General features: G+C 47.9%; 20 protein-coding genes and 3 pseudogenes. 6 read left to right on the top strand and 17 right to left on the bottom strand.

Translation table 11 applies throughout. From position 1 onward, the window contains the following. Positions 1 to 37: 37 nt before the first annotated feature. A pseudogene (locus tag SELR_RS16415) lies at positions 38 to 310 on the top strand (glycerate kinase); the annotation flags it as partial. A 291-nt stretch (positions 311 to 601) separates the two neighbouring features. Here SELR_RS16415 and SELR_RS16410 read toward each other — a convergent pair. The 3 genes from SELR_RS16410 to fliB form a co-directional block, all read right to left on the bottom strand. Then, positions 602 to 1,000: a C-GCAxxG-C-C family protein gene (locus tag SELR_RS16410; protein WP_041914935.1), complete on the bottom strand. Its 399-nt coding sequence runs from the start codon at positions 998 to 1,000 to the stop codon at positions 602 to 604. Between the two features lie 165 nt (positions 1,001 to 1,165). After that, complete coding sequence (locus SELR_RS16405) at positions 1,166 to 2,170, bottom strand: Gfo/Idh/MocA family protein (protein ID WP_014431178.1); 1,005 nt, start codon at positions 2,168 to 2,170, stop codon at positions 1,166 to 1,168. Positions 2,171 to 2,186: 16 nt separating this feature from the next. Beyond that, the gene (fliB, locus tag SELR_RS16400) at positions 2,187 to 3,032 is read right to left on the bottom strand and encodes a flagellin lysine-N-methylase (protein ID WP_014431177.1); all 846 of its coding nucleotides are present in this window, start codon (positions 3,030 to 3,032) and stop codon (positions 2,187 to 2,189) included. Between the two features lie 386 nt (positions 3,033 to 3,418). On the opposite strand from fliB, the pseudogene SELR_RS18560 reads away from it, so the two are divergent. Next, positions 3,419 to 3,790: pseudogene (locus SELR_RS18560) on the top strand (TIM barrel protein); the annotation flags it as partial. 68 nt (positions 3,791 to 3,858) lie between these two features. Here the strand turns inward: SELR_RS18560 and SELR_RS16390 are convergent. Next, positions 3,859 to 4,818: a bile acid:sodium symporter family protein gene (locus tag SELR_RS16390; protein ID WP_014431174.1), complete on the bottom strand. Its 960-nt coding sequence runs from the start codon at positions 4,816 to 4,818 to the stop codon at positions 3,859 to 3,861. A 184-nt stretch (positions 4,819 to 5,002) separates the two neighbouring features. Here SELR_RS16390 and SELR_RS16385 point away from each other — a divergent pair, with 184 nt between their 5' ends. Beyond that, positions 5,003 to 5,902, top strand: a complete 900-nt coding sequence (locus SELR_RS16385; RefSeq protein WP_014431173.1) for a DMT family transporter — start codon at positions 5,003 to 5,005, stop codon at positions 5,900 to 5,902. A gap of 57 nt (positions 5,903 to 5,959) precedes the next feature. On the opposite strand, the gene SELR_RS16380 is transcribed toward SELR_RS16385, so the two are convergent. The 5 genes from SELR_RS16380 to SELR_RS16360 form a co-directional block, all read right to left on the bottom strand. Next, positions 5,960 to 6,859: a sensor histidine kinase gene (locus tag SELR_RS16380; protein ID WP_158645844.1), complete on the bottom strand. Its 900-nt coding sequence runs from the start codon at positions 6,857 to 6,859 to the stop codon at positions 5,960 to 5,962. Positions 6,860 to 7,152: 293 nt separating this feature from the next. Then, a complete protein-coding gene (locus SELR_RS16375) occupies positions 7,153 to 8,346 on the bottom strand; it encodes an RNA-guided endonuclease InsQ/TnpB family protein (protein ID WP_014423415.1) in 1,194 nt (397 codons plus the stop codon). Next, positions 8,309 to 8,941 carry an IS607 family transposase gene (locus tag SELR_RS16370; RefSeq protein WP_014431171.1) on the bottom strand — a complete coding sequence of 211 codons (633 nt, stop codon included), beginning with the start codon at positions 8,939 to 8,941 and terminating at the stop codon, positions 8,309 to 8,311. The genes SELR_RS16375 and SELR_RS16370 overlap by 38 nt, the downstream gene beginning before the upstream one ends. A gap of 583 nt (positions 8,942 to 9,524) precedes the next feature. Next, the gene (locus SELR_RS16365) at positions 9,525 to 10,145 is read right to left on the bottom strand and encodes a hypothetical protein (RefSeq protein WP_014431170.1); all 621 of its coding nucleotides are present in this window, start codon (positions 10,143 to 10,145) and stop codon (positions 9,525 to 9,527) included. After that, positions 10,142 to 10,822 carry a response regulator transcription factor gene (locus SELR_RS16360; RefSeq protein ID WP_014431169.1) on the bottom strand — a complete coding sequence of 227 codons (681 nt, stop codon included), beginning with the start codon at positions 10,820 to 10,822 and terminating at the stop codon, positions 10,142 to 10,144. Before SELR_RS16360 ends, SELR_RS16365 begins: the two co-directional genes overlap by 4 nt. 152 nt (positions 10,823 to 10,974) lie before the next feature. Between SELR_RS16360 and SELR_RS16355 the strand changes: the two genes are divergently transcribed. After that, positions 10,975 to 11,202 carry a hypothetical protein gene (locus tag SELR_RS16355; RefSeq protein WP_014431168.1) on the top strand — a complete coding sequence of 76 codons (228 nt, stop codon included), beginning with the start codon at positions 10,975 to 10,977 and terminating at the stop codon, positions 11,200 to 11,202. Positions 11,203 to 11,249: 47 nt separating this feature from the next. Here SELR_RS16355 and SELR_RS16350 read toward each other — a convergent pair whose 3' ends face one another. The 4 genes and pseudogenes from SELR_RS16350 to SELR_RS19585 form a co-directional block, all read right to left on the bottom strand. Next, positions 11,250 to 11,999 carry an NAD-dependent protein deacylase gene (locus SELR_RS16350; protein ID WP_014431167.1) on the bottom strand — a complete coding sequence of 250 codons (750 nt, stop codon included), beginning with the start codon at positions 11,997 to 11,999 and terminating at the stop codon, positions 11,250 to 11,252. Positions 12,000 to 12,010: 11 nt separating this feature from the next. Beyond that, a pseudogene (locus tag SELR_RS16345) lies at positions 12,011 to 14,190 on the bottom strand (ATP-dependent helicase). 189 nt (positions 14,191 to 14,379) lie between these two features. Beyond that, entirely contained in the window at positions 14,380 to 15,126 is a 747-nt protein-coding gene (locus SELR_RS16340) for a hypothetical protein (protein WP_158645843.1), read from the bottom strand. Next, positions 15,126 to 15,686, bottom strand: a complete 561-nt coding sequence (locus tag SELR_RS19585) for a hypothetical protein (protein WP_041914932.1) — start codon at positions 15,684 to 15,686, stop codon at positions 15,126 to 15,128. Before SELR_RS19585 ends, SELR_RS16340 begins: the two co-directional genes overlap by 1 nt. A 122-nt stretch (positions 15,687 to 15,808) precedes the next feature. Here SELR_RS19585 and SELR_RS16330 point away from each other — a divergent pair, with 122 nt between their 5' ends. Continuing rightward, positions 15,809 to 16,183, top strand: a complete 375-nt coding sequence (locus SELR_RS16330; protein WP_014431162.1) for a hypothetical protein — start codon at positions 15,809 to 15,811, stop codon at positions 16,181 to 16,183. A gap of 107 nt (positions 16,184 to 16,290) precedes the next feature. Further along, positions 16,291 to 16,845 (top strand): hypothetical protein, encoded by a 555-nt coding sequence (locus tag SELR_RS16325; RefSeq protein WP_014431161.1) that lies wholly within the window; start codon positions 16,291 to 16,293, stop codon positions 16,843 to 16,845. Between the two features lie 133 nt (positions 16,846 to 16,978). On the opposite strand, the gene nadE is transcribed toward SELR_RS16325, so the two are convergent. From nadE to SELR_RS16305, 4 genes are read right to left on the bottom strand one after another with little or no spacing between them, the layout of a single operon-like run. After that, a complete protein-coding gene (gene nadE, locus SELR_RS16320; RefSeq protein ID WP_014431160.1) occupies positions 16,979 to 17,761 on the bottom strand; it encodes an NAD(+) synthase in 783 nt (260 codons plus the stop codon). A gap of 18 nt (positions 17,762 to 17,779) precedes the next feature. After that, positions 17,780 to 18,997: a nicotinate phosphoribosyltransferase gene (gene pncB / locus SELR_RS16315; protein WP_014431159.1), complete on the bottom strand. Its 1,218-nt coding sequence runs from the start codon at positions 18,995 to 18,997 to the stop codon at positions 17,780 to 17,782. Positions 18,998 to 19,043: 46 nt separating this feature from the next. After that, the gene (locus tag SELR_RS16310) at positions 19,044 to 19,598 is read right to left on the bottom strand and encodes a cysteine hydrolase family protein (RefSeq protein ID WP_014431158.1); all 555 of its coding nucleotides are present in this window, start codon (positions 19,596 to 19,598) and stop codon (positions 19,044 to 19,046) included. A gap of 17 nt (positions 19,599 to 19,615) precedes the next feature. Further along, complete coding sequence (locus tag SELR_RS16305) at positions 19,616 to 20,413, bottom strand: NUDIX domain-containing protein (protein ID WP_158645842.1); 798 nt, start codon at positions 20,411 to 20,413, stop codon at positions 19,616 to 19,618. Positions 20,414 to 20,529 lie beyond the last annotated feature (116 nt).

Raw genomic sequence — 20,529 nt, 5'->3', positions numbered from 1 at the left:
CATGATTCCCATAGTAGATCGATGGCTGCAACATATGGTCATGGGCAAAGCGCCCATCGGCGTAGCCCAGATTGCCAAACGTCACGCCAAACCAGTCATAGCCTTCTCTGGCTGCGCAGCACCGGATGCAAGACGCTGCAATGAACACGGCATAGATGCCTACTTCCCCATCCTGCGGCAAATCACTACGCTGCCGGAGGCCATGGAACCAGACAATGTCCGACAGAATCTGACCGACACAGCCGAACAGGTTTTCCGTCTTTTACGCATATCTACTGCACAATATTTGGACAATGTCCGCTCAACATGATAGAATATAGGTTGGAGAGCATTAAATACGTGATGAGGTCCTCAGGGTTTTGTGTATTACCTGAGGGCTCTTTTCGTTAGTAAAAATAATTTTCAACTATCTATTGATTTTCATTCTCAATAGTGCTATATTATATCCAGGCTTTCGTTAAAGCTCTCCTAAAATATAATACACAGCCAAAAAGCGGCCGTACTGCTCATGCGGCCGCTTTTTGGTGCGTTACCATTTGGGTTCCATATATCCAGATCAGATTCGTGAGTGAACCTCGTGGCTTATAAGAAATCGGTGCATTTAGTTTTCAGCTAATTTCTCCAGACGTTTTTCCAAAACAAGCACGGCCTGCCGCACACAGTCATCACAGCTAAAGAGCATTTTCCCAGTCTTTATGCCCTTCAAATCGCCACAGATGGTGGCACCAGCTGCAGCCTTGAAATCCTGCAACATCTCCTTGCAGAGCATCTTGGTGGGCGTATTGCTCTTGTTGATGAGGCCTGCCGCCATGGCTGCACCGCACAGGGCCCCGCAGGTAGCCTCCATGCCCCCCATGCCGGAGCCAAAACCGGAGCCCATGGCCTTGAGGACCTCCTCATCCATGCCTGTTTCCGGCTGGAAGGCCAGCAGTACCGCCTGCGCACAGTTGTTCTTACGCTTGAATTCTACGCCTGCTTCCGCACGTTTGCTCGTTTCCATCATAAATCCTCCTAAAAAACACATCTAAATAGACAATTCAACGCCACAACAAACGGCCTCCATTGAGCGACAAAACCAACTCAATAGAGGCTGTTTATGTGACGCAGATTATAAAGTTAAACCATTCGCCTAGAAAATCTGTCCCGGCAGCACCAGTTTTTCTGTTTAGACCTTTTCTTCATCACAGGGGAACACAACGCCCACCTGCTTGCGGGCTTCCTCAGCGGTTTCCAGCACCGCCACGGACACGTCCAGCCCCTGCTTCATCCGGTCATAATCCTTGGCCGCAAAAATCCTGGCAAACTCCTGGAACTCATGCACCATACGATGGCTGTATTTATTGAGCTCGTAATGGGTGGTAACACCGCTGCCACGAAGCTTCATTTCAAAGGAACGAAGTTCATTGGGCGTATCCGTCACCTTGATATACCCCTTTTCTCCCTGAATGGTAACATAACCCGGACTTTCCGAATCCTTGGCTCCAATGGCCAGAGCGAAGAAATCAGGATACTGCATTTTGACCATGCCGCTGGTATCAATGCCGTTAAAACCAATATTGGCCGTATAGGCAATGGACTCCGGTGCCCCAAACAGGCCAATGATGAAATTCAGATTGTAGATGTTGATATCATACAAAGCACCACCGCTACGCTGCGGGTCAAAAGCCGGCAGCACCTCGCCTTTAAGATATTTGTCATAGCGGCTGGAATACTGAGAGTAATTGGCTGCCACAGTCTTGATTTTGCCCAGTTTCGGCAAAGCCTCCTTGATGGCGGCAAAATTGGGCAGGTAATGAATCGTTACCGCTTCAAAGACATACAATCCCTTGTCCAGAGCCAGCTGTCTAAGCTCCCGCACTTCCCTGGCTGCTGAGGCAAAGGGCTTTTCCACGATAACGTTCTTGCCCGCCAGCAATGCCTTTTTCGTATATTCATAATGAACGCTGTTGATAAGCCCCACATAGACAAAATCGATTTCGGGGTCAGCCAGCAGTTCATCATAGTCCGTATAAACCTTAGGAATGGCATAGGCTGCACTCAATTCCTCCGCTTTTTCCCTGCTGGAAGGGCGGGCATAAATAGCCTCTGCTTTAACCTCCGGTGCCTCTTTAAGGGCAGGAAGTGCTCCGTCCTTCACAATCATGCCAGTACCTAAAATTGCTAATTTCATAGCTCAACATCCCCCTTCAAACCAATAATTCCAGCAGTAGTTTGACATTTTCCGTGCTGTACTCAATCTGTTCGGACCAGCGGCGGATTGACTCGTCAAGCTGACCAGTCAAACGATAGGTCAAATAGATAAAATCCGTATTCAACTGTACATAGGAAAGCACCGTTCCCAAACCATATGCCGGCACATGTTCCAGGGCACGATAGAGGATATATTGATAGATACGGTCAAAAACACATGGTACCTCGGCATCAGCCGCAAATGGTTCCGAACGCAGCTGCAATAACTGTGCCGTCCACGCCGCATCAATGGGTTCCGTCTTTTCCATGCACTCCAGTATAAATTCTGCATCGTCAGCTGTAATACCTGTCTGGTAGCATAAATCTTCGTCACTGACCGGCAGCGATAGACTCTGCAACAGTTCCTTCAGTGACAGGTTATCGCCGCTTTCTGTCTGAAAACATAGCGGTTCTGTAACCGCCAACAGCAACTCACAGCTTTTTTCGCAGCTAAGCCCCACACCGGCCAGCTCATAATCGCCTACTGTCACGAAAAACCGCGGATGATTGCTGCAAATATCGCAAAGTATGGACTCGTCAGCTCTGCGAATAAGTTCACAGAGGCCATCCTCACGCAAGAATGGGCAACGGTCATCCTCACGCAGGCGGAACTGCCAGACACCATCCACCTCCACAATATTTTGACGGATGGTATCGCCTAATTGCCCTGTAAGCTGCTGATATTTATCTGCCGTTGACGCATCGATATCAATCTCCCAGCCTGCACAGCAGGTATGCTGACATTTATCAGCCTTGCAGCAGAAATCCTTGTAAAAATCAGGATAGATTGTAGTAAAACGCAAACCATTCTCTCCTTTGCTTCCAATATGCAAAGAACGCCATAACTTTATCTTCCATGACCTAACTAATGATAAAGTTATAGCGTCTTTCCTGCTCCCCGATGGCAGCAGGCACCTGTTTATTTTCTTATGTTACCATGCAGCTGATGTTAAATCAACCCTATCTATATCAAAGCTTATTTCCGGGCAAAATAGTGTAGTATCTTATACCAATTTTTCTGCCGCTTGTAACAGCATTCTAAGCTGTGCCGTTTGCTCCGATCCCAAACCTGTTTCCAAAATCCGATTTTCCTGTTCATCCTGTACCTAAACTCCTTTGGGCTTTAAGCCCTTTTACATTTTTGTACACCAATGCTCACCTGTGATAAAATTACAGCATAAGCAAAATCACCCGCAATCCCCGCGGGGGCAAGGCCAAGGACATTGACCTTGCAGATGTCAAAGCCTTTATCGACTTTGCAGAGGAGCTTAACCGCGTGCTCTCCCCAGACCAGTCCACCACTGTACTTCTGGAGACCATGGCCGGAAAAATCGGTCTCGAACGCCTCAAGTCTATCCACCTCAACGACAGCCTGAATCCCTGTGGCTCCCACAAAGACCGACATGTCTGCATTGGTCAGGGCTGCATTGGTCTCGGAGCACTGACCAGAGTCATCAACCATCCCCAACTGCGGCACCTGCCTTTTATACTGGAAACGCCCAATGAACTCGCTGGCTATGCCCAGGAAATTGCTTTGCTCAGAGATAATTTTTTAGACTAAAGCTCTCCTACAAATATAATACACAGCCAAAAAGAGGCCATACTAAGTGGCCTCTTTTTGTATTTCCGTTATTCTGCTGTCTGTGCGACGGGCATTTCTTCCTTGTTCACACGGCTGGACAAATAGTTCGCTGCCAACGAGCCGGAAATGTTATGCCACACGCTGAATATAGCTCCAGGAATGGCAGCCGCCGGCCCGAAGTGAAGCATAGCCAACGAGGTGGCTAGTCCGGAATTCTGCATTCCCACTTCGATGGAAATGGCCTTAGCCTTTGCCATATTCATATGGCATGCCTTCGCCAACAGGAATCCGATACCATACCCCAAAAGGTTATGGCACATAACCACTGCCATAATGAGCAGGCCCGTCTCCAAAATTTTCTGGGAGCTAACCGCTACAACACCGCCAACAATCAGGACAATAGCAAGAACCGAAACAAGGGGCAAAACTTTGACCACCTTTTGCACCTGTTTTTCAAAGAAGGAATTGATGACGATTCCCAATACAATCGGCAGAATTACCACCTGCACGATGGACATCATCATGGCAGACAGAGAAATCTCCACCCAGGCACCGGCCAGCCACCAGGTAAGAAGCGGTGTAACGATGGGGGCCAAAATCGTGGTGGTCATGGTCATGGATACCGACAAGGCCACATCCCCGCGAGCCAGATAGGTCATGACATTGGAAGATGTTCCACCAGGACAGGTGCCTACCAAAATGACACCAGCAGCCAGTTCCGGCGGCAGATTGAAGGCCATTGCCAAAACATAAGCCAGCAGAGGCATGATCGTAAACTGGGCCAGGGCTCCGATAAACACATCCCGCGGACGCTGGAAGACCAGCTTGAAATCCGAGAGCTTGAGGGTCATCCCCATGCCGAACATGACCACGCCCAACAGCATGCTGATGTTTGGTGCCACCCACTTAAAGCTCATCGGCTCCAGCAAGGCAATGGCAGCCACCAGGATAACAAGCACGGCCATGTACTTCGAGATAAAATTGCTGAGTTTTTCCAAATAATGCATAAGACCAATCCTTTCATGATATTATGTTTACAATATTACATCTCGCAAGTATATCTGTCAACACCGCAAAGACCATTGTGTATATATTTTCCTGCAAAAATCTCCTTCCCAGCTACTCCGTCAATGGTATAATAGAACCATCTATTTTCTTATCTGGTGGTGTTCTAATAAAGTGAATACATTTATGACGGAGCGTAAAAAGGGGCTTGCCATGGTTTGCCTTGGAGCCTCCATGTGGGGCGGCAGCGGCGTTGCCGGGCAATATCTGCTGCAGGATTGTGGCTTTTCCACAGCATGGCTGGTGGTTTCCCGAATGCTGATAGCAGGCGTTTTATTTTTGCTGATGGATTTTGCCCATTACCGAGAAAGTCCTTTACAAATCTGGAAGGACAGAAAAGATGCCAAGGATATTCTTATTTTCGCCATCTTTGGCATGCTGGCGGTGCAATATACTTATTTTGCCTGCATCCAGCAGGGCAATGCGGCAGCTGCCACGGTCCTGCAATATCTTATGCCCATAATCATCATCAGCTACAATAGCTTAGTCAGTCACAAACTGCCGCAATATATCGAGCTGATCTGTGTAGCCATGGCTGTACTGGGAACATTCCTTTTGGTAACCCATGGAAAGCTGGATACCTTATCCATTCCCCTTAACGCCTTATTATGGGGGCTTGCCTCTGCTGCCGCCGCTGCTATCTACACCATGAAGCCCAAACGTCTGATTCGCAAGTGGCGGGCTCCCCTTGTCATCGGCTGGGGCATGCTGCTGGGGGGACTGGCACTAATGCCCCTTTGCCCGCCCTGGCAATTTTCCGGCGTCTGGAATGATTTTTCTGCACTTATCTATGCCTATGTAATCGTCTTTGGCACGGTTATTGCCTTTGGCTGTTATCTAGGCAGCATAAAATACATCCAGCCCGCTGAGGCCAGCATACTCGGTTCTGTGGAGCCCTTATCCGCCATTATCCTGTCCATTATCTTCCTTAATGCCAGTTTCGGTTTTATGGACATCATCGGCACAGCCCTGATAATTGGTACCGTTTTCCTGTTAACAAGAAAGAGCCCCACCAAAGGAGCATAACCTTACTGTATAAAAAAACGGCGTTCAGGATCCCTTGGGATTCCTGACGCCGTTTTTTTATATGGCAGGTTCAATCTGCCCCTGTAAGATAAATACCGCTCCCTTGCCTAATTCACTTTCACATTTTATTTCGATATTGTGACGTATGGCAATTTCCCTGGCGATTGCCAGGCCTAGCCCAGTTCCTTGGGCATTATCCTCGCCGGATTTCTTGAAGCGGTCAAATATATGGAGCCGTTCCTCCGGGGCAATGCCAGGTCCCTGGTCTGTAACTTTTATCTGCCAAAAAGTTCCCGTCAGCTGCCCCTGCACATCCACCGCAGTTCCAGACGGAGAAAATTTTATGGCGTTGTCCAGAATTATCAGCAACAGCTGCCGCAGGCGGCCATAGTCGCCCATAAAGGGCACGAGCTGGGGCAGATCTGCTTCCAGCTTTACCCCCTTCTTTTCTGCTAACGTATTCGCACTGCGAATAGCATCGGCAAAGGGCTGCGAAAGGTTCAAGGATTCCATCTGTACTTGAAATCCAGGGCTCTGCAAACGGGTCAGCTCCAACAGGTCGCGAACCAGCCGTTCCAGCATGGCGAGATTTTCCGCTATTCTCTGGCGGCATTCCTGAAGCTTTGCCCCTTCCTTTATTATCCCGGACTCCAAAAGTTCCCAGGTTCCCTTGATGACGGTCAGCGGTGTACGAAGTTCATGGGATACCGCCGCCAAAAATTCCTGACGCTGCTTTTGGACGTTATCACGCTCAGCTTTCGCTTCTTCCAGACGCATCCCCAGTTCATCCAGACTTTCTGCTAAAAGCCCCAGCTCGTCATTTTGATGCAGCCCCGTGCGAGCCTGATAGTCTCCAGCCCGGAATGCTTCTGCGGTGTCCTTCATCCTATAGAGAGGAGCGATAAATCGCTTAGCCAGAGCAGCTGCCAGCAGGGCAGATAATAAAAGCCCCAACAAGATTGCAATTCCCAGGATTTGCAATCCGCTAATTTCAGCTTCCTTCAAATCTGCAAGATGTCTGTGTACCAGCACTGCCCCTTTTATTTCCCGCTACGATAAATATGTACAAATCTGCACAGAGTTACACATATTTACGCTGTGGTGCCCTTCACAAGACACCTTCCTGATTCATTGCGTCCGATTTTGCCACTCCGAAGAACAAGCTACTCTCGTTTAATATAACGCTCCACAGGCTTAAATTCCCTAGTAGCGATAGGTACATGCTTAGGTTTTCTTGAAGGTGAAATTTCCTAAGCCATCTTATAATTTGCTAAGTTGATAGCAGCGTTCAAATCCCTGTCCAGCTTTGCTCCGCATACAGGGCAGACATAAATGCGGTCTGAAAGCTTCAAGTCCTTTTTGACATTTCCGCAATGACTGCAAGTTTTGGAGCTTGCATAAAATCTGTCTACCTCTATGACCTTTATGCCGTACATTTCAGCCTTGTACTGAATCTGCCGCTTAAACTCATAGAATTTTTGTTTTGCGATAGCTTCTGACAGGTACTTATTCTTCATCATGCCCTTGACATTCAAATCCTCCATGACTATCTGTGACGGCTTGGTTTTCACTATCTCAGATGTTGTCTGATGAAGATGATTGTTGCGAATGTCTGTAAGGCGTTTGTGAATAAGCTGTATTTTCTTGTTCTGCTTGTCTAGGTTCCTACATTCTCGAAGTGGGCGAATCCATATCGGATGGCGATTTTTGTCGTGGCTCTTGATATTTGATTCCAGTTTGCGAGATGCCTTTCGTTGCTCACGCTTCAGCTTCTTTTCCAACCTTCTTACTTCCGCAGACTTATTGATGTTCTTGTAGAAGTGGGTTTCTGTAGCGTCCTCGTTAGAAACAATCGCCAACGACTTAATACCAAGGTCTATGCCCAGACTCCCGCCAGTCAGCTCAGTTTCTTCCTGCTGAACTTCATAGCCAACTGACAGATACCAATACCTGCCATCAAAGGATATATGCGGATTGGCATATTTCTTGCCTTTTGGTATCTTAGGCAGGGGAGCCGCCGTCTTCACAAAACCTATCTTCTCACCATGGAAGCCATTTGGCTTCCTCACAAGGCTTTCGTAGTTCACATAGAAACTAATCTTGCTCCTATGACGGCTCTTGAATTTAGGTTTCCCAGATATGCCCTTGAAATATCTTTGCAAGGCCAGGTTTGCGTCCTTAACAGCCTGTTTCATTACATTGCTTCCTACCTCTTTGAGCCATGTATGGGTTGTTTTCTTTAGGACGTTGTTGATGTGTTTCCTTATTTCGCCCTCGCTGACGCTACGCTTGCCGACCTTGTCATTTTTAAGCCATGCCTTGTAGGCCGCTTCGTTCGCTTCGAGAAAGTAATTGTATGCCCAACGGGCAGTCCCGGCACTTTTCCAGAACAGACACTCCTGCTCTTTAGTAGGCAGAAGCCTTATCTTTACCGCTCTCTGCATTTTTCTTTACCTCGTCAATAAGTCTCTTTGTTTTCTTTGAGCGTTGCCCGTAAAGGCGGTTAGCAAAAACTGTGATGATTTGTATTAGGTCATCCGTCAGTTCCTGCTCTTTGCTCTGCTCGGTATTGTCGATAATCTCGATACTGACACCGTTTATTTCACAAAGATACTCCAACAACTCATAGCCAAAGCGAATCAGTCTGTCCTTGTACAGGATAACTACTGTTGATACCTCGTGGTTGTTGATTTTGTTGACGAGTTGCCGTAGCCCTTTCTTTTTATAGTTAATGCCTGAGCCTACGTCCGTGATTATCTCAAATTTATAACCCTTGGCATACATATAGGACTTTACGTTCTCCACCTGCGTTTGAAGGTCATCTTTTTGAGCTGGCGTAGATACTCGGCAGTAACCTACTACGAGCTTTTCTGTTTCGGGAGCGTTGGAAAACTCCTTGAGCTGTTCCATTGCGTAATAGCGTGTGCCCCCCTTGGTAACATGGTGCGGAATAAAATCTCCGCTTTGGTGCATACGCCTTAGTGTCGTAGTGGTGACACCAACCATCTTAGCAAATTTACCTATGCTGACCAGTTCCACAGCGTCCACCTCCTAACATAAGATATTTCACTTATATTATAAGGTATTTGTGTAAAACTGTCAAATTTGTATACATTTATCTTGTTCACGCTAGAACGCAACTTCCAGCGCAGTCTTGCTGTCACCAGCAGACCTCTGACACTTTCATGTCAGCGCAGACTATATCTTCACCCTGCTGGGCAGGGGCAGTATTTTTCTTCCGCCATAAACTTGCGGTTTTACTCTCCCTCAAGGAGATAGTCGTTGGGGGTCTCCCTTATTCTCTTTTGAGAACTTAGGGCTTTCCCTGCTAAACACCCATTGCTTTCAGCACTTAGGACATACGTTTTCGGAAGGTCACTATTTTCTTCATCCGACACTGATATATTTTTGTTTCACCTTATGCCATCCTTACGTTTTTTCTGCTTTCGCACCACTCAGCTTGCCCTTTCGAGCTACTGTTTGGGTGTAAGGCTTTAGGGATTAAAAGCATTTAACACTGAGTTTGCACCTCTTGCAAGATACAAAGGGTATTCTGTTCGATTAAATCTATACTTCTGTATATATTTATACAGATTTGTGTAAATTTAGTGTAACAGTTTTGTTACCCATTATCTCCCCAGATAGGTGCTCCTGCTGTCACCATAGGTTCGGCAAACAGGTCTGTACTTGTATCTACTACAGGAGTGTCTCCTGCCAAAGTCTTCTCCAAGACATCTTCCATACCTGCTGGTAGCCCCGAGGTGATGACATTTTTTTCTTGCCCATAGGAACTGATTGTACGGCTTTCCCGGTCGACTATCCATACAGTTCCCTGCACCAGCCTATCAAGGTCCCGCAAAAAAGAGGCGGTCTGCTGTTCACGACTGGCATTCCCACCACCTTGCAGGCTATAGCTATGACGGCACCATTCCCGATTGCCTGGGACAGAATAACCTCTGCCTCCATGCATCATTCGCCCATGATGTGCCCCACGGCCAGTATATTGAGGAGATGACTTCTGGTCATTTTCAGTCTGCTCTGTCCACAATAAATCCTGACCTCGAAAAGCAGGCAAAGCCGCCGCCAGAGTTTCGGCCTGCCGCTGCATTTCCGAGCGATGTGCCTTGCTGTTATAATCCACAAACAGGAAGGAGAATACCATACCGATCAGCAGTGAAAACAGCAGCAGCGATAAAGCAAAATAGCCCCAAAGCTTTCGGGTAAGTTTCCTGGGCTTCGTCATTCCGTCCCCTCCCACTGATAACCACGCCCCCATACCGTTGTCAAAGCAGCGCCTGCCAGACCAGCCTCAGTAAGTTTGGCCCGCAGGCGGCGTATATGGGTATCCACGGTCCGCAGGTCGCCAGTATACTCATAGCCCCAAAGCCTGTCCAATAATTCATCCCGGGAAAATACCCGCTGCGGATGCGAGAGGAACAGGTAAAGCAAGTCATATTCCTTGCGGGTGAGTGAAATGGCTTTGCCGCCTATCTGCACTTCTCCATTATCCTTAAACAGGAGAAGATTGCCCACGGCAATTTTGCTTTTATCCATTTCCTCCTTGGGCAGACGACGGAGCACGGCCTTCACCCGGGCCATGACTTCGAGAGGAGAAAATGGCTTCACCACATAGTCGTCAGCTCCGATTTCCAGCCCCATGATCCGGTCATAATCTTCGCCACGGGCCGTAATCATAATAATGGGTACATCCGAAGATTTTCGTATCTCCCGACAGACGGAAAAACCATCCATTATTGGCATCATGACATCCAATAAAAGCAGGGAAATATTGTCCTGCTTTACCAAGTCTAAAACCTCTTTACCGTTTGCGGCAGCCACCGTTTCAAAATCCGATGCTTCCGCTGCGGCAACCAATATATCGCGAATATCCTTGTTATCATCTGCAATCAGAAGTCGCAAGTAAACCACCTCCTGTTAATAGTGTAGCAGATTATTCCCTTACAAACATACGCCCAAAAATATTTTTTTCTGTCACAAATTCGTCACATTTATATGCCATAATAGGCTTGTAAGGAAAAACACGTTGAGAAAACTTATTGGAGGTTATAACCATGAAAAAGAAAATCGCTGCTCTCTTATCTGCCGCTGTCATGCTTACAGCTGTTCCGGCTTTTGCTGCCACTGATGATGCCAATACGCAGAATCCTGGCTGGTCCATGCAGCAACGTCTGGAACTTTCGGACAAAGACGCACAAAACAATGACGGCTGGTACTGCGGTCGAGGCAGAGGCCATGGCTACGGCCGTCATGGCGGCTGCTGGAACAATCAGCAACAGTAAATAAAATCGGCGTTTAGAAATCCTTTTGGAATCTAAACGCCGATTTTTTAATTTTTCATTAAGTTGTCAACTGCCGCCGCCAACGTCTTCCCGATCGGCTCCCGGATAATCAGGTCTGCACTTGCATCTGCTTTCGTTTCAGATTTATTAATAAGCACCAGATGCCTGCCCCGAAAATAATCAATCATTCCCGCTGCCGGATAGACCACCAGAGATGTGCCGCCAACGATAAGGGTGTCTGCCTCACGGATGGCACGCATGGCATTTTCCACCACCTCATCGTCCAGTCCCTCTTCGTAGAGAACCACGCCCGGCCGCACGACACCGCCACAATCCGAACAATGGGGAATGGGCTTGTTCTCCTCCCGCAGGGCAAATTCCATGGGATAGACTTTGCCGCATTTCATGCAGGGCCAACGCAAGCTTGAACCATGCAATTCATAGACCGTCCTGCTTCCTGCCAACTGGTGCAGGCCATCGATATTCTGGGTAACCACGGCCCTCAAAATACCCATCTCTTCTAATTTGGCCAAAGCCCTATGGCCATCGTTGGGCTCTGCATTCATAAACATCATGCGATTTCGATAAAACTCAAAAAATTCTTCCGGGTAATTAACCAGGAAACTATGGGATGCCATTTCCTCCGGACGAAATTTGCGATGAAGTATTTGATTAAAAATACCATCAGCACTGCGAAAATCCGGAATTCCTGATTCCGTTGACATCCCCGCTCCACCGAAAAATACCACACGCTTGCTGTCTTTGAGAATTTGGGTCAGCTCATCTATCCTGTCCATTTGCACACCTCCTACTGCGCCGTCACCTTCTCCAGCTTTGCCTTAAAGGAGATTTCCCTTGGCGTGTCAATGTCCTCAAACTTTATGACATAGGCACCCTTGTCATTATTTATATCAAGGATTTCACCTTCCCCCATGATGCGATGAATTACTCTGTCGCCTACAGCAAAAGCAGCTTTCTTCTCTACACTTCCCTGCTCCATCCGCTTTTCCATGCCCTTGATATAACTTTGTGCATCCTGTCTGGTAGTATCTGATATGGGCTTTGCATATTCCAGCAATTTATCATCTATTTCCAGCAGGAACCTTGAGGGATATCTTACCGACGCATCGAAATTCAGCCCCGATGCAGCAGACAGATAGAGTCTTTTCTTGGCTCTGGTTACCGCTACAAAAGCCAGACGCCGTTCCTCCTCCATGGCCTGCCGGGTACGCGTCTTCCGGGACGGGAATATCCCCTCATTTAGGCCACAGAGGAACACATAGGGGAATTCCAAGCCTTTTGCAGCATGAACAGTCATCAGCTTTATCTTATCACCCTGCTCCGCTGTATCGCTATTAGTTAAAAGTGCTACTCTGGCCAGATAATGTTCCAGCATTGCCTCTTCGCCACAGGAGGTTTCGTATTCATAGATGGCCTGCTTCAATTCCGCCAGGTTGTCCAACCGTTCCTGACTGCCTTCCGTACGCAACATTTCTTCATAACCGCTGGCATCCAGTAAAGCCGACAAGACCTCAGATACAGGTCTGCCACTATACGTTGCCGAGAATTCCTCAATCAACTCTGCAAAAGCTCCGGCCTTTGTTCCCTTAAGCAAATCATGGTCAAGGTTACGCCGCAGTGCCTCATAAAGGCTGCATTTATTCGCCTCCGCAAATTCCTGCAAAAAAGCCATCCGACGCTCACCAAGATTGCGTTTCGGCACATTGGCTATTCGCATAAAGGATAAATCATCCCGATAAGCAATCATCCGCAGATAAGACAGAGCATCTTTTATTTCCTTCCTATCGAAGAAATGAATGCCACTATATAAGGTATAGGGAAGTTCTTCCTTCATAAAGACTTCTTCCAGGGAGCGTGTCAGATAATGGGCACGGTAGAGCACCGCGATTCCCCTGTATGGTACGCCCTGTTCATGGAGCTTTCCAATCTCCTTGGCTATCCACTTTGCTTCCTCCTCCGGTGATTCATTGCTGGAGCAAAGGACTGACTCCCCCTTAGGCAGTGTAGGGATAAGATTTTTCTCGATGCGATAACGGTTATGAGCGATAAGGTCATTGGCCACGGCAATAATATCCGGCGTGGAACGATAGTTTTCCATCATATAGATGGTCTTCGTGGGCTTGAAATTCTGGTCAAAATCCTGCAAATAGCGGATATTAGCCCCACGCCAGGTGTAGATGGTCTGGTCAGGGTCGCCTACCACAAAGAGATTCTTATGGTAGCCACAGAGTATCTTCATCAGCCTGTACTGCAGATCATCAATGTCCTGGAACTCATCAATCATGATATATTCCAGCCGCTGCTGCCATTTCAACCGCAGTTCTTCCTTCTGCTCGAAAATATACAAGGTAAACTTGATGAGGTCATTATAATCGAGGCCGAAACACTTCTTTTCTTGATATAGATAGCCATAGAAGATAATATCTGCTGGTTCTACAGCCCTATCGTACTTCTCCTTGATTGCGTCCTGGGACATGGCAATCATATCCTGATAGTATTCCGGCTCTGTGAAGATTTTGCGGATTTCAATCATATCCCGGGCCTTGGCAAAGGTCATGTTCCGCAAGGAAAGCTTTCGCTCCTCATAGATAATCTTCAGCATGGCATCAATATCACTATTGTCCAACACGAGAAAGCTTTTGGGATACTGCACCGCATAACTGTCTTCCTGCAACACCGATACACAAAAGCCATGGAAGGTATTGATATAGCCCGTATCATTATCTCCGGTCAGCAGATGGATCCGCTTCCTCATTTCTGTAGCGGATTTATTGGTAAATGTCACGCACAAGATATTTCCCGGCATGATGCCGATTTCATTAACAAGATAGGCAAACCGGTGGCTAAGAGCCCTCGTCTTTCCGAACCTGCCCCAGCCAACACACGCACATAACTTTCTGTCTCCGTTACCGCCTCCAGCTGGGCTTTATTCAGCCCTGCCAGAATGTCGAATTCGTTTTCTTCCATTTTCTGCTCCTCACCCCAATCCCGTGAATTATACTTCTTATTTTACCACATTATTCCGCCAAAATTCACCGAACGAATATTTTAGTTAACTAAAGCAATATGGCCGTAAAAAAAAGCACAGCCGTAGAACAATTCTACTGAGCTGTGCCTTTTTACGGCCATAGCCTAAAACTTATCCCTTGTCATCTACTATTGAAAATTACAATATGATTTTTTCAATAGCTCTCCAATATTTCCTTTACCAATAGAAACCCATACGTCTCCAGCACTAAGCCACTGAATTTTGCCAGCTTTTTCCACAGCTCCAGGAAATCTCTCCCTGACGATATTGTTGTAACGCTTCTCACTGACCTTTTCTTTCAGTGGGTCGGAAATATAATATCGATTTCTGACACTGCCATCTTTGCCGCTCAGCCGCCAGTTCTTAGTAGCAAGTTCGGCTATAAACAAATCTCCATCCAGACAAACCGCATACTTGCTCGTATCCGATTCGAATTCGCCATGCATGACAATCTCCTCGAAAATGTAGTAGTACCGCTTGCTCCCTTTTTCTTTAATCACGATTGGCTTTCCAGAGGATTCACTGCTTAGAACATCCGGTACATGAGCACTGCCGGCAGGGTTGATAACGGCCTTTCTTCGCTGCCCCTTTTGCCCCGTCAATTCTTCACACTCAAGACATGGCCTGTCATCGTAAAAACCGCTCTTCGCTTTTAAAATCTCTAAATTGCCATCATGATTGAGGTCTGTGACTGCATAATACCATTTACCCCACTTCTCATCCCTGGCCGGCTCCACAAACCAGCCATCATTCCCCGTTCCTGTCTCTGCCAGTATGTCAATTTGCTGCTGGCTATTCATGGGATTGGCCGACACAATTCCCATAGACATTATCAGACCTGCAAGAACCACACCGATTTTCCTCAATTCCATCATCAGCACCCCCAACATTCTAGGTCCAAACAACATGACAGATATTCATCCTCAGCCATTTTCGATGAAGTTATCGCTCTTTCTATGGCTTTAGCCAATACCTCTGCCGCAAGGCCATAAGCACTTCCCCCACTCAGGACAATGGCATGTATGCCAAAATCCTCTTTCATCACATCATCAGAAACCTCTTTGAGCGCTTTGGCCGCTTCCCTGGTCATAAAGACGCGGGGAGTCTGATGCCCGGCAATACGATCCCCTACAAAATATGTTATTAATATTCTGCAAAAAACAAGAAATATCCTGCCTTTTCCCTGTCCTATAGGATTCATCTGGCAGACCTTTGTAGAAAGGATTTGTTTGATGTCAGGTACAAAATATAAGGGCAGCGGTGCCCCCAAGACCATCTGCGCCACCATATTCCAACTTTCGGGCACGGCGAAATGCGCTTTGACTTCATCATCAATCAGCGGATTATAGTACTGGATATTTACGCCCAGTACCATATCCAGCCGCAAAACTATCGATTTTCTTCTCGGTAGCTGCGAACCGTCCTGCCGGTACAATCTTTCGCAATGTCTCCTTCGAAATCTGGTGCTTCGCTGAGAAAAATTTTTCTTTACAAAATGCCGCTTTTCCCTTATTCTCTATATAAAACAATATCTTATATCAGATTGGAAGTGAGAGCATGACATCACTTAATGGTATTCCCCATAATATGTTTTTTGGCCCGCACCCGCAGCCAATAAAGCAACCATCTTACAAGGACGATGAAATTACGTCTCTGAAGGCACAGGAAAGCAATTACGAGACACAGATAACCCAGCTGCAGGGAAGCAGCAACGAAGAAAGCCAGGCGAAACTGGAAGGCTTGCAAAACAGCCTGGCGACGGTAGAAGAACAGTTGGATAACCTGAAGCCCATTTCTACAGTCAAGCCCCGGGAAACAGCTCCCCCACCGCCGCCACGGCGTGAAGTCCCCACGGAGGAGGAGATGAATGCCCGTTTTGGTGCAGCATATTCCGTGGAAATCAGCAGCCGCAGAATGACCGACGGCGAATGATAAGATCGCATCCCAAAGCATAAAGAATGACCATAAGACCATTCGGTGGTCTTATGGTCATTTTAGTGTTATTATTGAGATAATACCTTTTCCCTTAGGAGGACTTTATGAAAACCAATCTGAACGAAATCGAAACGATAACCCTTTCCCTGCTGACCTCTCCTCCCCATGCACCTGTCCGCACCCTTGCTGAACTTTATGGTCTGGTTCCCAACCCCGACAAAATGACCTGGTTCAAAAAATGCTGCCCATACATGGATTTGGAGGATTATTCCCGCTATCTAAAAAAATCCTGGTTGGACGAAGAAGATCCCAACCAGGATAAAAATGTAAGCCGGGAAGAAATTGTCGCATACTTCCGCAAGGCTGCCAAACTAATGACACCTGAGGAACAGGCCTATTTCGACCGTCTCCCCGCTTCCATAACCATCTACCGCGGCGTGAGCCCCCATCGGGCAACCTATGGGCTGTCATGGACAGCAGACAAGGAAAAAGCCAGCTGGTTCAAAGGCCGCTACGAAAAGGAAGGCGAGCAAGGCAAACTGCTAAAAGCAACCATCGACAAAAAACACGCCATCTGCTACATTGACGAACTCCAAGAAAAGGAGCTTGTGGTCGATGTATTCAAAATCAAGGATTCCATCGAACAGATCATTCCATAACTTTCACTAAGATGTTTCCTTAATCGTCCAATCATGCCAATAAATTCAACAGTATTTTGACATTATCGGTGCTGTACTCAATCTGCTCAAACCAGTCTCTCCTTTGCTCCCAATACACAGATAACACCATATCTTATCGATTAACCACAGGCATCAGTTCCAATTTATGTTTATTGATTGCATGACGGCGATCAATATTGGCCTTGACGGCCTCGTCCTCACATTCCCCTGTCATAATGTACTGATCCAGCACAGCATAGGTAAAACCGAGATTGTCTTCGTCCGTCTTCCCGCAAAGCCCATCAGATGGAGCTTTATGAACCAGTTCCGCGGGCAGGGCCAGAAGATCACCGATGGCCCGTATTTCGGTCACAGTATAAGCAGCCAAAGGCGCAACGTCCCCCGCTCCGTCTCCAAACTTGGTAGCATACCCCACGTAATCCTCGCTCAAATTGCAAGTATTAAGGACACGGCCTCCCTCTTTTAGTCCCTGAGCCACGGCGTACAATGCAGCCATACGCAGACGGGGCGGGAGGTTCTGCCTAAGGGCATCCGTCACGGCAAAATGGAAGTTGTTATTGCTGGGGGCTTCCGTGTACTGCAAGGCTTTCAGCATTTCCTTATACGGCGCTCCAATGTTCACAATCCGATATTTGATGCCCAGATGGTTGACTAGTTTGAGCGCATCGTCAATATCTGACTGCACCCCATTGGGCATCAGGACGCCTATTACCCGGTCCTTTCCCAAGGCCTCCACGCACAGGGCAGCAGCAACGGAAGAATCCTTGCCTCCGGAAATCCCGATCACAGCATTTGCCGTCGGGCCATTCTGGGCAAACCAGTCCTTGAGAAAAGCAACAATCTTATCCTTGTCCTCCTCGGCATTAAACTTGGGATATTTCTTGAACTCAGCCATTTTGTTTCCCTCCGTTTCTCAGTCGTTGTGTTTCAGCCGCCAGTCAATCGCTCGCTGCAGATAATCGACGTACTCCTGATTCTTGCACATGCCCTTACCTGCCGTATCGCTGATTTTGGCCACATCCTGACCATTGCATTTCGTAATCTTCATGACGATGTTCAGGGGTTCCGCATAGGTGTCGTTGGAAATGTACGTGCCGATACCAAAGGCCACCTTGGCCTTCCCCTGGAAGTAACGGGCAATCTTATCCGCCTTTTCAAAGTTCAGGGAATCGGAGAACAGCAGCGTCTTCGTGGCGGGATTGATTCCCAGACGGGTGTAGTGGTCGATGATCTTGTCCCCCCAAAGGATGGGATCGCCAGAGTCGTGACGGACACCGCTGAACAGAGTGGCCAAAGTCTTGTCAAAATCCCGCAGGAAGCAGTCCGTCGTCAAAGTGTCCGTCAGCGCGATGCCATTATCCACGCCATACTCCTGCACCCACGAACGGAGGGCAACATGATTGCCGTAACTCGGATTGTAAAGGTGGTTGCCCTGCCCGGCTGCCATAATCCATTCATGGGCCATGGTGCCCACAGACTTTACGCCGTACTTCTTGGCCAGATAGACATTGGATGTGCCCACGAAGAAGGAACGGATAACGTCGTTGTTGTCCAGGTTGGCGAACTGCTCAATGGCATATTCCTGCGCCTCAGCGCAGAGACGGCGGCGCAGGCCGAACTCGGAGAACACCGGGAGCCAGTATACGCCAGTCCGCAAAAGGTCAGCCTTTGCTCTGGTGCGTTCTTTTGAGCTTTCCAGCAGGGCGTCGTAGTCGTCACGGAAGCGGAAGTATACTTCGTTCACAATGGCCAGCGTCGGAATCTCATACATGGAGGTATCCAGCCAGGTTCCCTCCGCTTCAATAATAAGCCCACTGTCTCCCCCTGCCTCGATGGTGAAGTCCTCAAAGTCCGGCTTCCACAGGCGGAGATGGTTGATATAGGACTTCTTCAGCCATTTGATACCCGCAAGATACTGGAGTTCTTCCTCGGTGAAACGGAGGCTGCAGAACGCCTTGATCTGCTCCTTGATTTCCGCTACCATCTCCGGCGAGAACTTCACGTCCTTGTTGCGGCACTTGAAGGTCCAGTTGGTCTCATACTCGCTATACTGATGAAAAATGGCCTGTCCCATACTGAATTTATAAAGATCTGTTTCCAATAAAGAGTTGATAATCTGCTTGAACTTCATATTGCCTGCGAGCCGCTGCCCGCTTCACCCCGCTTTCTTATTTATCTTAATTTCTCCAAGGTTCATTGCCCTGATGGAGGACTTCGACCTGAATCGCCTTCATGGCGTTAAGGGCCGTATCATGGGATGCAGGCGTAACGCCAGCACAGCAGGCTGCATCCACAACGATATGCGCATTGGGCATTGCCGCTTTGGCAATCGCCACATTTGAGAGCACGCAGATATCCGTGCAGAGCCCCACCAGCTCAATTGTATAGCCTTCACCCGTTGTTCCCATGTCTTCCAGGAATCTTCCCAGCTTAACGGAACCAAAGGTTTCCTTCTCGAAGATGTTGTCCCCGTCTGCCTGAAGCCCTTCTACCAGCTGCCAGCCCTCAGTCCCCTTAATGCAGTGCGGAACGGGCAGGTTCCTGCCTTCTTCGGTCTGCATATAGTCATCGCCGTGGGTATCCTGGGTGAAGATAATCATATCGCCATGTCTTCTGGCTGCATTGATTTTCGTGGATACGTTGCGGATAATGGACACCGCTTCCTTGGAGCCCAAAGCCCCGGTGGTGAAGTCATTCTGCATATCGACCACGACTAAAATCTTCTTTTCCATTTTGTTTTCCCCCTCTGTCAGATGTTGTATTCCGCCGAACCCAGGTATTTGTACATGGTCGTTGGCGGTTTTCCTTCCGCATCGTACTTGCCCAGCTCCTTGACCAGATGCTTTTTCACGTATTCCCGCAGGAACATCTTTCTGAAATTTGACCGGTCCAGTTTCTGGAACAGAATGGCCTCATGCACTTTCATCAATTCGGCAATATCAAATTTGGACTTATCCTTCAGCAGCGCAAAGGCATCCTGGGTATAATTCAACCTGCCCCGCAGACGCTGCAAGGCGGTAAGAATCAGCTCTCCATGATCAAAGGCAAGATTGTTCATGGTGATGGAGCACTTATCCCCCACAAAATAAGTGGAAAAATCCCCATTTTCGTCATAGCCCTTGCGGATCTTGAACAGCATCGCCTCCTTGGCATCATCCCCGGCCTGAATATGCAGCAGGCTTTTGGGAACCAGGGCTGTGTAAACCACACTGACCACGTGGGTTCTAGGGTCACGGTCAGGCGTTCCCACGGTGATCAGCTGCCGCAGGTCAATGCCATCGGAAACTTTGACGCCTGTTTCCTCATATAGTTCACGGGCCGCAGCTTCATCGATGGATTCTCTGCCCGCTTCCAAAAATCCACCGGGAATTGCCCAATGATCCTTGTAAGGGTGCCCGCCACGCTTGATCAGCAGCACGTTCAGCTCGTTGTCCTCATCCACGGTGATGATCACCACATCAGCGGTAACAGAGGGCCGCTCGTACTTGCTGACATCATAATTTTTCAGGAATTCCTGCTCTTCTTTGCTTCTTTCTTCTGTGCCCATTGTCATGCCTCGCTTTTGTCCTTCCTATATCTTCATCCGGGTAATATCTACCATATTCTATGTGGTAACTTTTACTGTATTAAGTATAGTATATATTACCACACTATGTCAAGCCA

Origin of the sequence: Selenomonas ruminantium subsp. lactilytica TAM6421, from assembly GCF_000284095.1 — a bacterium.
GTDB classification, from domain to species: Bacteria; Bacillota; Negativicutes; order Selenomonadales; family Selenomonadaceae; genus Selenomonas_A; species Selenomonas_A lactilytica.
The sequence above is the reverse complement of the archived record's forward strand: the minus strand, read 5'-3'. Positions and strand labels throughout refer to the sequence as shown.